The 12,851-nt window shown below is 32.7% G+C and carries 11 protein-coding genes; 8 read left to right on the top strand and 3 right to left on the bottom strand.

What is annotated here, in order from left to right; all coding sequences use genetic code 11:
* Positions 1 to 344: 344 nt before the first annotated feature.
* The 5 genes from E5Z56_RS01660 (at position 345) to cysK (ending at position 5,713) form a co-directional block, all read left to right on the top strand.
* Positions 345 to 908 (top strand): RNA polymerase sigma factor, encoded by a 564-nt coding sequence (locus E5Z56_RS01660; protein WP_138156245.1) that lies wholly within the window; start codon positions 345 to 347, stop codon positions 906 to 908.
* Positions 901 to 1,650 carry a hypothetical protein gene (locus E5Z56_RS01655; RefSeq protein WP_138156244.1) on the top strand — a complete coding sequence of 250 codons (750 nt, stop codon included), beginning with the start codon at positions 901 to 903 and terminating at the stop codon, positions 1,648 to 1,650. Before E5Z56_RS01660 ends, E5Z56_RS01655 begins: the two co-directional genes overlap by 8 nt.
* Positions 1,651 to 2,168: 518 nt before the next feature.
* A complete protein-coding gene (locus tag E5Z56_RS01650; RefSeq protein WP_175405335.1) occupies positions 2,169 to 3,176 on the top strand; it encodes a metallophosphoesterase in 1,008 nt (335 codons plus the stop codon).
* 298 nt (positions 3,177 to 3,474) lie between these two features.
* The gene (locus E5Z56_RS01645; RefSeq protein WP_138156242.1) at positions 3,475 to 4,767 is read left to right on the top strand and encodes an O-acetylhomoserine aminocarboxypropyltransferase/cysteine synthase family protein; all 1,293 of its coding nucleotides are present in this window, start codon (positions 3,475 to 3,477) and stop codon (positions 4,765 to 4,767) included.
* A 16-nt stretch (positions 4,768 to 4,783) separates the two neighbouring features.
* Positions 4,784 to 5,713, top strand: a complete 930-nt coding sequence (gene cysK / locus E5Z56_RS01640; RefSeq protein ID WP_138156241.1) for a cysteine synthase A — start codon at positions 4,784 to 4,786, stop codon at positions 5,711 to 5,713.
* Positions 5,714 to 5,778: 65 nt separating this feature from the next.
* Here cysK and E5Z56_RS01635 read toward each other — a convergent pair whose 3' ends face one another.
* The gene (locus E5Z56_RS01635) at positions 5,779 to 6,975 is read right to left on the bottom strand and encodes a sensor histidine kinase (RefSeq protein WP_138156240.1); all 1,197 of its coding nucleotides are present in this window, start codon (positions 6,973 to 6,975) and stop codon (positions 5,779 to 5,781) included.
* Positions 6,976 to 7,650: a response regulator transcription factor gene (locus E5Z56_RS01630; protein WP_138156239.1), complete on the bottom strand. Its 675-nt coding sequence runs from the start codon at positions 7,648 to 7,650 to the stop codon at positions 6,976 to 6,978. It abuts the gene before it with no gap.
* Positions 7,651 to 7,794: 144 nt separating this feature from the next.
* On the opposite strand from E5Z56_RS01630, the gene cysC reads away from it, so the two are divergent.
* From cysC to E5Z56_RS01615, 3 genes are read left to right on the top strand one after another with little or no spacing between them, the layout of a single operon-like run.
* Complete coding sequence (gene cysC / locus E5Z56_RS01625) at positions 7,795 to 8,418, top strand: adenylyl-sulfate kinase (protein WP_138156238.1); 624 nt, start codon at positions 7,795 to 7,797, stop codon at positions 8,416 to 8,418.
* A gap of 8 nt (positions 8,419 to 8,426) precedes the next feature.
* A complete protein-coding gene (locus E5Z56_RS01620; RefSeq protein WP_138156237.1) occupies positions 8,427 to 9,614 on the top strand; it encodes a hypothetical protein in 1,188 nt (395 codons plus the stop codon).
* A gap of 1 nt (position 9,615) precedes the next feature.
* On the top strand, positions 9,616 to 11,046 hold the full coding sequence (locus E5Z56_RS01615) for a chromate transporter (RefSeq protein ID WP_138156236.1): 1,431 nt from the start codon (positions 9,616 to 9,618) through the stop codon (positions 11,044 to 11,046).
* A gap of 48 nt (positions 11,047 to 11,094) precedes the next feature.
* Here the strand turns inward: E5Z56_RS01615 and E5Z56_RS01610 are convergent, their stop codons facing one another.
* A complete protein-coding gene (locus E5Z56_RS01610; protein ID WP_138156235.1) occupies positions 11,095 to 12,840 on the bottom strand; it encodes a glycoside hydrolase family 13 protein in 1,746 nt (581 codons plus the stop codon).
* Between the last annotated feature and the right edge of the window lie 11 nt (positions 12,841 to 12,851).

The raw sequence follows: 12,851 nt of genomic DNA, 5'->3' as shown, positions 1-12,851 counted from the left end.
TTACATATAAAAATTAATGAAAAAATTTCATAATTTTTGCAACACTTTTGAGATTTATAAGGTATTATATATGTAAGTACTTATAAAGGTGGAAGTTTAATGTTAATTCAACAACTACAAAGCGGAAAAATAATGTTAAACAATTATTATGTAGTTGAGAAATAAATGTTAATTTAACAGTGCGTAATTGAGGAAGTAACATAAAAAGACGGTATAAAGTAAAAACAATATTAAAGTGACTAATCTTTTTCTAATAAGCATATAGTTAAAATAATATAAACAACAAAAACAAACACACAGTTGGAAAAAAATATTAAACAAAATCTAAAGTTAGGGGGGATAATGTGGACCAAAGATTTGGATATAAACCTAGTGTTGGTAAACACAGTGACAAGGTTTATAAACACAGTGAAAAAGGTTTTATTTTTGATGACAATTTAATAGAAGAAGTTGTCAATACATATTCAGATATGGTTTACAGAATTGCCCTTAATATATTATGTAATAGAGAAGATGCAAACGATGTGATGCAAGATGTTTTCTTGCGATTAGTTAGGAGCAAAAGCAAAATTAAAAGCAAAGAACATATAAAGCATTGGTTGATTAAGGTATCAATTAATTGTAGCAAAAGTAAAGCAACTGAAAGTTATAAGAAAAATACAGTGTCTATCAGCGAAATTTCAGAAAGTTCAATAAGTTGTACTAATGAGATTGATGAAACCATAAGCAGTGTAATGAAGTTACCTGAAAAGTATAAAGTACCTATCCACCTGTATTATTATCAACAACTGACTGTTGATGAAATATCAAAAGCCTTAGGTATTACCAAGTCTGGTGTTAGGTCAAGGTTGTCTCGTGGTAGAAATATGTTGAAAGAAATTTTAGAAAAGGAGGATAATAATGAGTAATTTTGATTTTGATAAATATAAAAATTCTTTTGATAAAGTTACTGTTAGTGATGAGAAAAAAGAAGAGTTAATTGCATTAATGAAAAAAGAGAATAACGCTACTAAACCACAAAGTCAAAATAAAGTTATTACCTTTAAGAGAGCAATTGTGTTGGTAGCATCATTGGTTCTTGTTATTTCAGCAATCTTTTCTCTAAATTTATTTAACCATACTGAAAGTAAGAAAAAGTCAATGCAAAAATTCTCTATTTCTGCATCATTAGCAGATTTAGATTATAAAAATAGTAATTCAAATTCTTTTGTAATTAGCAAAGAAAAGAAAATGTTATTTTTAGATGAAGGTAATCTTGCTATTAATGCAGTAGATAACAGATTGTCTATTAGGCTGATTCAGTTTGAAATAGAGGGTAAAAAAATCAGTAATATTGATGTTAAATCCAAAAACAATAATAGAATTTTTTATACTAGCTACAAATCTGATGATAGCTATCAAACTAATTCTAAATTAGGAGAATACAACAATATTAAGTATACAAAAAATTCTGTTTTGGGCTGGATGCCTTCAAGTGATAAAGTTGATAAAGTCTTACAAACAAATACAGAAAACTGGAGAGTATATAATGAGTATTTGTCAGATGAAATTACAGTGACTGTTTATTATTCTGATGGTGTTTATTATTCAAAGGATATTTCTATTTCATTTGATAAAAATTGTAACTACTTGGTTCATTATATTAATTAAAAAACAGCGTGTATTTTAAAATACACGCTGAAACTTTGTAAATCATTTGTAGTTGTATTAAGCAAGTTTACTGGCAAAATCGAAAAATGCTTTTTTAAAGTCCTGATATTTTCTTTGGCTTATACAAGGTTAAACAGTTAAATACGGTAAAAATGTTTAGGACAGAAAAACAATTGTTTTTACCAAATTTATTTACAAAAGTTGTTTTTATATTATAATGATTAGCAACAAAAGTTATTTAACCTAGTGTGCAACAATGATTTGTTTTTATACCCTTCCATGGCTGTGATACCCTCTATCACAGCCATCTCTCTTTTGTGTAGCAGTAAAATTTTTAAAAAGATTTTTTCATTGCAAAATGTGACTTATTCTGTTATGATTTTATCTAAAGATTTTTTACAGAAAAGGAGTTTATTATGTGGGGCTTAATATTTGGCTGTGTACTGGTTTTTGCAGTAGCCTGTTTTGTGTATTTAATCAGCAGATTTTATAAATTTAGATTTATGAAGAAAATAACAATGAACAAGAAATTTCTCACAATTTTACTTTCTATCATAATTATTCTTGTTATGTTTACTGTTTTAACATTAACTCTTAATATGATGAACAGTATTATTGTGTTGATGCATTTAGTTGTGATTTGGATTATTGTTGACTTCATTTTCTTTATTATTAAGAAGTGTAGGAAAAAGCCTTTTAAATTTTATTTTCAAGGTATAATCGCTATGGTGCTTACAGCAGTATATCTAACATTCGGTTGGTATTTTGCTCATAATGTGGTAGCAACTGATTATAACTTAACTACTGATAAAGATATGAATTCACTTCGTATTGTGCAAATTTCAGACTCTCATATAGGTGCTACATTCCACTATAAAGAATTTTCTCAGTATGTTGATACTATGAATAAAGAAAATCCCGATGTGGTAGTTATTACAGGGGACTTTGTTGATGATGATACTTCTAAGGAAGATATGATACAGTCATGTAAAGCACTAAGTAAATTTAAAACAAAGTATGGTGTGTACTTTGTTTACGGTAATCACGATAAGGGTTACTATGGCAAAGAATACAGAGGTTATGACGGTAATGACCTTGCAAAAGAACTAAAGAAAAACGGTGTTAAGGTTCTGGAAGATGAAAGTGTACTTCTAAATAATAAGTTCTATATTGTAGGCAGACAGGATTATTCAGAGGTTGAAAAAGGTGGCACAAGAGCAAGTGCTAAGGACCTTGTAAAGAACCTTGATTGCAATAAGTATATAATTATGCTGGACCATCAGCCTAACCACTATAAGGAAGAAAAGAATGCCAATGTTGACTTAGTACTTTCAGGTCATACTCATGGTGGACAGTTAATTCCTATTACATATTCAGGTGAATGGTTGGGTATGAACGACAAAACATATGGCTACGAAAGAGAAAAGAACACAGACTTTATTGTCAGTTCGGGAATAGGGGACTGGTCAATTAAGTTTAAGACCGGTTGTGTAGCTGAATATGTTGTTATTGATATTAATAAATAATTCAGTAAGAGAATAATAAATCTGTAATTACCATCCAAAATTATCGGATGGTAATTTTTTTTAATAAATTTTAAAAATACTATTGACAAGTCAGAAATAATATGATATATTCAAATCACACTAAACAGATAGGAAATGTGTAATTAAGAAATGGGGTAAAAATTTATGTCTGAAAAATTTTATTTTTACAACAGAATAAATTATGGCAGTGGACGATGTTGTTGCTGTAATAACTCACAAAACTTAATAGAAACTAACTAATATTAAAATATATTTTTTATTTAAAGGAGAAACAATTATGTCAAACAATAACTATAAATTCGAAACACTTCAGCTACATGTAGGTCAGGAAGCTCCGGACCCAGTTACAGATTCAAGAGCAGTTCCAATCTATCAGACTTCTTCATTCGTATTTAAGAACTGCGACCATGCAGCAGCAAGATTCAGTCTTGCAGATGCAGGTAACATTTACGGCAGACTTACTAACCCAACACAGGAAATCTTCGAAAAGAGAATTGCAGCTCTTGAAGGTGGTGTAGCTGCTCTGGCAGTTGCTTCAGGTGCAGCAGCAGTTTACTACTCAATCGCTAACATTGCTTCTAACGGTGACCATGTTGTTGCTGCTAAGAACATTTACGGTGGTACATACAACCTACTAGAACACACACTTCCTGAATATGGTATCGAAACAACTTTTGTTGATCCATTTGATTTTGAAGAAATCGAAAATGCTATTCAGGACAACACAAAGCTTGTTTTCATTGAAACACTTGGTAATCCAAATTCAGATGTTGTTGATATTGAATCAGTTGCAAAGATTGCTCATAAGCACAACATTCCACTAATCGTTGATAATACATTCGCAACACCTTACCTAGTAAGACCTATTGAATATGGTGCTGATGTTGTTGTTCATTCAGCAACAAAGTTCATCGGTGGTCACGGTACAACAATCGGTGGTGTTATTGTTGACGGTGGTAAGTTCGATTGGAAAGCATCAGGCAAGTTTGAATCTCTAGTTGCTCCAAACCCAAGTTACCATGGTGTTAGCTTCTCAGAAGATGTAGGTGCTGCAGCATTCGTAACAAAGATTAGAGCTTTACTACTTCGTGATACAGGTGCTACACTTTCACCAATCCACGCATTTATCTTCCTACAGGGCCTTGAAACACTTTCACTAAGAGTTGAAAGACATGTTGAAAATGCACTAAAGGTTGTACAGTTCCTAAACAACCACCCACTAGTAGAAAAGGTTCACCATCCATCAGTTTCTAACGACCCATCTCAGCAGGAACTTTATAAGAAGTATTTCCCTAACGGTGGTGGTTCAATCTTTACATTTGAAGTAAAGGGTGACGAACAGAAGACTAAGGACTTTATCGACCACCTAGAACTATTCTCACTACTAGCTAATGTAGCTGACGCTAAGTCACTTGTAATCCATCCGGCAAGTACAACTCACGCTCAGATGAATGATGAAGAACTAGCTAATGCAGGTATCTATAGAAACACAGTAAGACTATCAATCGGTATTGAAAACATTGACGATATTATCGCTGACCTTGAAAAAGGCTTTGCAGCAATTAAGTAATTGGAGGTAACTAACAATGGCAATTAAGAAATCAATTACAGAACTAGTTGGTAACACACCACTACTAGAACTTACACATATTGAAGCAGAAGAAAAAATTGAAGCAACACTACTTGCAAAGCTGGAATCATTTAACCCAGCCGGTAGTGTTAAGGACCGGGTAGCTAAGGCTATTATTGAAGATGCAGAAAAGACAGGCAGACTAAAGGAAGGTTCAGTTATTATTGAACCTACAAGTGGTAACACAGGTATCGGTCTTGCTTCTGTTGCAACTGCTAAAGGCTACAGAACAATTATCGTAATGCCTGAAACAATGTCTAACGAAAGAAAGATGCTTATTAAGGCTTACGGTGCAGAACTTGTACTAACAGAAGGTAGCAAGGGTATGAAGGGTGCATCAGACAAGGCTGAAGAGCTTTCTAAGGAAATTTCTAATAGTATTATTGCCGGTCAGTTTACTAACCCTATTAACCCTAAGATGCACTATGATACAACAGGTCCTGAAATTTGGGCTGATACAGAAGGCAAAGTTGACTACTTCGTAGCCGGTGTAGGTACAGGTGGTACACTTTCAGGTGTAGGTAAGTATCTAAAGGAACAGAACCCTAATGTAAAGGTTATTGCAGTAGAACCTGAAACATCTCCACTACTATCAAAGGGTCAGGCAGGTCCTCATAAGATTCAGGGTATCGGTGCTAACTTTGTACCTGAAACTCTTGATAAAGAAATCTATGATGAAATCATTGCAGTACCTAATGATGAAGCTATCTTAACTGCAAGAAAAGCAGCTAAACAGGAAGGCTTCCTAATCGGTATTTCTTCAGGTGCAGCTCTATGGGCAGGTAAGCAGTTAGCAGCTCGTCCTGAAAACAAGGGCAAGAACATTGTAGTTATCTTCCCTGATGGTGGCGAAAGATACCTATCAACTAACCTATACGATGAATAATCCTAATTAATATAAAAGAACCTTGGTGGAAATTCCATCAAGGTTCTTTTTCTATGTAGAAATTATTATTTTGGCAATGTAACGGTAAATGTGTTTTTGCCGTTTTTACTTTCAACACTTATTTTACCGTTGTGTTTCTTAACAATAGTGCTTGCAATGGAAAGTCCCAAACCATAGTGGTTACCGGTACTTTCTCTTGACTTGCTTTCTCTGTAAAATCTATCAAATATTTCTTCTTTCTTTTCATCACTGATAGGTTCACCGGTGTTAGTAACAGAAAGTGTAACTGCCTTTGAACTTTCATAAGCATCAACATCAACTATGCCACCTTTTGCAGTATAGCTCATTGCATTGTCAATTAAGATTTCTGCCAACTTTTGAATATTAGTTTCATTGCCAAAGTAGTTTGTACTTTCATCAATATTAATGTTAAACTTAATACCTTTTTCATATGCAATACTTTCAAATGGCAGTACAACATCAAACAAAGAATCGCCAAAGTTAAAGTTTTTGAAATTCTCCTTGCTTATTGTGTTGTCAATCCTAGTAAGTGTCAACATTTCATTTACAAGGTGATTTAGCTTTTCTGTTTCTTGCTTAATGTACTTTATGCTTTTTTTGTTCTTTACTTCATTTTCTATTAAATCAGCATTTGCCCTAATAATTGTGATAGGTGTTTTTAGGTCGTGACTAATATTTGCAACAAATATTTTTTGATTTTTAATTGCCTTTTCCGATGGCTTAATCATCCACCTTGATAGGTAGTAAGAAATTATTGTAAATACAATTACTGATAACAAGAAAATAAAGATTGATACAATAAAGAATTGCTTTGAATTTTGCAATGCCTCTTTGTTGTTAACAAAAATATAAACTGTATTGCCACTTTTTAAGATTCTTACAAGATAAATATAATTATCAATTGAACCGAATCTTTTTCCACTTTTCTGAAGTTCCTTAGTCATATTAAGAATATCTTTATCGGTAGTATCTTTAAGACTGTTTGAAAGAACCATTATATTTTTGTTTTTCAATACAACTGAAGTGCTATAGTCATATTCTTGCCTTTTTATTTTCTGATTATCATTACCACAAAAAGCCTCTATACCGTAAAAACCAATGTCATCTCTAATCATTCTTCTTTGTTGTCTAAAGCTGGAATTTACATTAATTATATTAACGGCAACAAGAACACTGACTAATGTGATAGTGAAGATAATCATTAGCACTATGAAAATTCTTTTTTGTTGTTTATTTTTCATTTATCCCTCCAAAGAATATCCAACACCTCGGATGGAATTAATAGTTGCCTTACAGTTAAGTTGCTTTAGTTTTCTTCTGATGAATGATACATACACTTCAACATTGTTGTATTCGGCATTAGACTCATAACCCCAGATTTTCTCTGTAATTTGTTCCTTAGTCAGCACTTGCCTTTGGTTGTACAGTAACATTTCCAACAGTTGGAGTTCTTTGCCGGAAATTCTGATTGACTTTCCTGTATCTGTGTTTATCATTTTGCAACCTTTTAAATCAAGGGACATATTGTTACAAGTTAGGTTTTGACTTTGCAAGTTATAATTTCTCTTAACAATAGCATTTACCCTCATTATCAGTTCCTTAATTTCAAATGGCTTTGTAAGGTAATCATCAGCTCCAACTTCAAAGCCCTTAACCTTGTCATCAAGTTCGGACTTTGCAGATAAAATCAAAATAGGTGTATATACCTTTTCATCCTTTAATTTCTTAATAACCTGATAACCGTCCATCTTAGGTAGCATAAGGTCAAGAATAATAATATCATATATTCCTGTCCTACCGTATTCATAGCCGTCTAAACCATCAAAAACTGCATCAACAATGTAATTTTCATTTTTTAGTGCAGTTTGTAATGTGTCAGCAAGACTGTAGGAATCCTCTACAATTAATATTCGCATAATGTTCTCCTAATGTAGAAATTTGTAATATCTTAAATAAATTATAAAGTATTTTCAATATTATTTCAAGGAATTGATTTTATAATAAATCCCGTTATGGTGCAAAGTGTGCATCAAAATATTGGGATTTAAGGAATATGATTTATGGGAAACAACTTAACAGAGTGTTCTGCTACTATTGCTAAAGAGAAAAATTTAGTGTGGCAGAAAACAGATATTTCAAAAGAAATTAGAGAAAAGTCACTAAATCAAAAAGCAAGAACAATTTGGTTTACAGGACTTTCAGGTTCAGGTAAATCAACCTTGGCAAATGAAATTGAGAAAAGACTTGTTGCTATGGGTAAGCACACAATGCTACTTGATGGTGACAATGTAAGAATGGGTCTTAACAACAACCTAGGCTTTAGTGATGAAGATAGGGTAGAGAACATTAGACGGATTGCTGAAACTGCAAAATTGATGAATGACGCAGGACTTATTGTGCTAACTGCTTTTATCTCACCTTTTAGAAAAGACAGAAGAAATGCTAACAAAATTATCGGTGAAGATTATATCGAAGTTTTTGTCAGTACACCTCTTGAAGAATGTGAAAAGAGAGATATTAAAGGCCTTTATAAAAAGGCAAGAGATGGTGTTATTAAGGAATTTACAGGAATTTCAAGTCCTTATGAAAAACCGGAAAACCCTTCAATTACAGTAGATACTACTAACCGTTCACTTGATGAATCAGTTGATATTGTTATGAAACAACTTGAAAAGTTTTTGTGAGGTGTAGTATGAAAACATTATATATACATATTGGTACTCCCAAAACCGGTACAACATCTATTCAGAACTTTTGTGGATTAAATAGGGAAAAGCTAAAGGAACAAGGTGTTCTGTATCCTATAATGCACTATCATTATGAGAGAAAAAGTGTTAACAGAAACGGTTACTTCTTACATGGAGTAATAAAAGAAAACGGTACTAGAAATAAGGAAAAAGAAAAGCAAGTTTTTGACAGTGAATTGCAGTATATTGTTGATTGCTTTAAGGAAAATGACACTATTTTACTTTCTGATGAAAGTATTTGGTGGGCAACTTCTACAAGAAGAAAAGGCTTGTGGAAGGACCTTAAAAAGCATAGTGAACAGCATAACTATCAGATAAAGGTTATTGTGTATCTAAGACGACAAGATCAGTTTATGATGTCACGATATAACCAAAAGCTAAAGACGGACTTTGTAGCAAGTACACAGAGCTTTGATGAATACTTTGCCCAAATGAACGGTAAGTACAAATGTGTTATGGATTATCGTGACAGAATTGATAACATAGCAAAAAGTATTTCTAAAGAAAATGTAATTGTAAAAAGATTTGACAGAAATTATTTTTACAACGGTGACCTTAATCAGGACTTTCTGCATATCTTAGGTGTAAAGGTTGATGATAGTTTTCAGCAACTAAAGGAAACTGCAAATACAGGTATTTCTGTTCAATCAGGTGAAATCAAGAGAGTACTTAACAGATTAAAGCCAATAACTATGGCTGATAACAATAAACTGATTAAAATATTAAAGGAATGTGAAGAAGTACTTCCTGAAAGCAATACTTCCCTTATGTCAACAGATGAAGTAAAGGACTTTATGGAACAGTTTGTCGACAGTAATGAAAGTATTGTTGATGAATATATCGGTGACGGTAAACCACTTTTTGACTACACATACAAGGAAACAACTGCTTGGGATTATAACGATAAGAATTATCATGAGGAGCTAATTCTATTCTTTGCAAATGCTGTGGGTAGTGTTTATAAAGAAAATCAACAACTGAAAAAAGAACTTAATAAAATAAATAATCAAATAAAGAACATTAATGAAAAATTAAATAAAGAAAAATCCTACTCAAGAGAAACAAGATATTTACTAAAGCATCCTATTAAATCTTTCTACAACAAATTTAAAGGTGCTTTAAGGAAAAAGTAAAATGAAGTTTTCTGCTTTTTTATTAAATATCTTAAAGATAGGTTGCCTTGGCTTTGGTGGTGGAAGTGCATTAATACCCATATTTGAAGATGTTTTTGTTGGAGAAAATAAACTTGATACCAAAGAAAATTTCGATAAAGATATTATTGTAGCAAGTCTAACGCCCGGTGCATTGCCAATAGAAATTGCCTCCTCAATAGGTAAAAGGAACTTTGGTAAAAAGGGTATGATTCTTGGTGGAGTTATGATGGCTTTACCGGGAATCATTGCATCACTTTTGCTAATAACCTTGTTGTCAGCTTTGCAAGAAATGATTGCACCGGTAGTAAAGTGTTTAACTGTTGGTGTGTCGGCATTTATTATTTACTTGTTGATAAATTATGTGAAAAGTGTTTTTGTAGAAAATAAGGTTAAAGGGAAAAGGCGATTTAATCGTTCACTTTTCGTTATGATTGCAGTTTTTGTACTGTCAGGTGGCAAGAATTTATTTAAGCTACTTGGACTTAAGGGTGACTACATAATCTCAGTTTCAACTGTATATATTCTTTTAGCTGCATTTTTCTTAATAATATGCATCAAGGCAACTGATAACAAAATCTTGCAAAGTGTTTCAGTTATAATCTCAGCAGTTTACCTTTTTGAGCATGGTGGCTTTGACCATAAGTACATATCACAAATTACTGCTCTGGTTGATATTATAATGATAGTAATGGTACTTATCTTTGCTTTTAGAAAGTTTAATTTCTTTGAAAGAAATAATATTAAAATCAAGGATACACTTTCTGACCTAGGGTATTGGGTGATTTTTTTATCCTTAGTAATATGCCCTATAATAATGCTTGACCTGCATTCATTTGTATTTGCATTTAGAAGTATTGTTTCTGTACTAATGTCCTTTGGTGGTGGAGATGCCTACCTTGTAATTGCTGATGGACTTTTTGTTGATGATATGGTCAGTGAAGATACTTTCTATAACAACATTGTTTCTGTTGTAAATATTCTTCCCGGTTCAATACTTGGCAAAACCTTGTCCTGTGTTGGTTATTACTTTGGTTTGGATTTCTTTGGTAATTACCTTGGCAGTATCTTTATGGCTATTGCCGGTGGTGGAATTGCAATTGGTGTTTCTTGTGGAGCTTTTCACATTTTCTACTCACTATATGATGAATTTTCAACTTCAAGAGTATGTCAAACACTTGGCAACTATATTCGTGCAATTATTGCCGGTTTGCTTGGAAATGTAATATTGATACTGTTTAGACAAAGTAAGAATACTGCTATATCCTACCAAATACCTATGATTGTTATATTTTTGATTTTAATAGGTTCAGTTATACTGAATCATATTTTGTCGGAAAAGTTTAGGGTTAATAACACAGTTATTGTGATTATTGATATTTTAATTTCGTGTTTATTGTTTTGTTATATATAAAGAGACCTCCCATCTAACAATTGTTAGGTGAGAGGTTCCTTTCTTTTGTTATTTGATTTTGTAAACCAAAGTACCATTTTCTTTTAAAGAATTATCACTGTAACCGTTTTCAAAGAGAATGTTGTCTACATTTTCTACATCAATAGGACTTTCACTACAGTTAAATATAACCTTAATGTCCTCATTGTCACTGTGCTTTATGTACTCAACAACTCTATTGTTAGGGTTATTAATCTGTTCCATATTAGGTGACTTTGTAGCAATATGGTTGTTCCTTAGGCTGATAATTTCTTTAACCTTTTCTGTAATATCCTTGTATGTACCTTTCTCAATGTCATCCCAAGGCATACATCTTCTACAATCAGGGTCAAATCCACCATGTAAGGCAATTTCTGTACCGTAGTAAATACAAGGACTGCCCTGCATTGTAAATAGTATTGTAAGTAGCTGATAGTAAATATCAAGGTTAAAGTCAACTGAATTAATAAGCCTTATTGTATCATGAGAGTCATATAGGTTAAACATAGCCATATTTGTTTGGTCATAATACATATTAAGTCTTCTGTTAATATGCTGAAATAGCTTTTCACTAGGCATATTCTTGTTTAAGAAAAATTCTCTAATACCAAAGGTTAGGGGATAGTTCATAATAGAGTCAAACTCATCACCCATTAACCATTGAAGTGAGTCATGCCAGATTTCACCGATTAAATAAATGTCAGGGTTAATAGCCTTTAGCTCTTTGTGTAGATGCTTTAGGAATGTGTGGCTAACTTCATTTGCTACATCAAATCTTATACCGTCAATTTTCCATTCGGTAATCCACTTCTTGCAAATGTTTGTAAAGTAGTCAATAACTTCCGGATTGTTTGTGTTTAGCTTAGGCATATATTTTGTGAAAGCAAAGGAATAGAACTGATTATCCCTAGTGTCACCTGATTTAGTTACAGGGAATTTGTTTACCATATACCAGTCCTTGTACTTTGACTTTTCACCGTTTTTCTGTACATCTTTCCAGAATGGATGGTCACTGCCACTGTGATTAAACACTGCATCAACCATTACCTTAATGCCATTCTTGTGTGCAAGTTCTACTGTTTCTTTAAAGATTTTGTCATCGCCAAAGTGAGGGTCAATTACTTCATAATCATCGGTGTTGTACTTGTGGTTGGTTGAGGATTTTAGAATAGGGTTAATGTAAATACCGGTAATGCCTAAGTCCTTTAAGTAAGGAATTTTTTCCTTAATACCGTAAATATCACCACCATAAAAGTCCCACAAACCTACCTTGCCTTTCTGCCACTTTTTGCAATGTTCAGGGTTAATGCTAGGATTACCGTTGCAAAATCTGTCAGGAAAAATCTGATACCATACTGTGTCTTGTACCCATTTAGGGGTAACATTTACATCACTGCTGTTAAGCCAAGGCATTACAAAGTAGCTAGGTAGCATAAGATTTTTTAATTCTTCTTTAGAAATAAGACCATCTTCTAAGAAACATAAACTTTCCTTATTGTCCTCTACAATAAAGTAATATCTTAACCTTTTATGTTTAGGTTCAACAACTACATTCCAAATTCTGTTGTGGTCAAGTGTCATATAGGTTTTAATTTCTTCCTTAGTACCTTCCCATACTTCTTGACCACCCATAATACCGGCATCAAATGGATCACCGTAACAAATATAAACTCTCTCAATATCATCACCGGTAGTCAGTGAAATTTTTAGTCTTTTTTCATCAAGTGCATAACACTGATTACCGAAACTTCTGTGAAATATATTTCCTCTATTCATAGTTACCTCCA

The sequence above is a fragment of the Ruminococcus bovis genome (assembly GCF_005601135.1).
GTDB lineage: Bacteria > Bacillota > Clostridia > Oscillospirales > Acutalibacteraceae > Ruminococcoides > Ruminococcoides bovis.
This window is presented reverse-complemented; position numbering and strand designations above follow the sequence as displayed.

Coding starts and splice junctions, on each gene's coding strand:
- E5Z56_RS01635 (WP_138156240.1), bottom strand. CDS start 6,975: ATGAAAAATAAACAACAAAAAAGAATTTTCATAGTGCTAATGATTATC.
- E5Z56_RS01620 (WP_138156237.1), top strand. CDS start 8,427: ATGAAAACATTATATATACATATTGGTACTCCCAAAACCGGTACAACA.
- E5Z56_RS01650 (WP_175405335.1), top strand. CDS start 2,169: ATGAACAAGAAATTTCTCACAATTTTACTTTCTATCATAATTATTCTT.
- E5Z56_RS01655 (WP_138156244.1), top strand. CDS start 901: ATGAGTAATTTTGATTTTGATAAATATAAAAATTCTTTTGATAAAGTT.
- cysK (WP_138156241.1), top strand. CDS start 4,784: ATGGCAATTAAGAAATCAATTACAGAACTAGTTGGTAACACACCACTA.
- E5Z56_RS01645 (WP_138156242.1), top strand. CDS start 3,475: ATGTCAAACAATAACTATAAATTCGAAACACTTCAGCTACATGTAGGT.
- E5Z56_RS01630 (WP_138156239.1), bottom strand. CDS start 7,650: ATGCGAATATTAATTGTAGAGGATTCCTACAGTCTTGCTGACACATTA.
- E5Z56_RS01615 (WP_138156236.1), top strand. CDS start 9,616: ATGAAGTTTTCTGCTTTTTTATTAAATATCTTAAAGATAGGTTGCCTT.
- E5Z56_RS01610 (WP_138156235.1), bottom strand. CDS start 12,840: ATGAATAGAGGAAATATATTTCACAGAAGTTTCGGTAATCAGTGTTAT.
- cysC (WP_138156238.1), top strand. CDS start 7,795: ATGGGAAACAACTTAACAGAGTGTTCTGCTACTATTGCTAAAGAGAAA.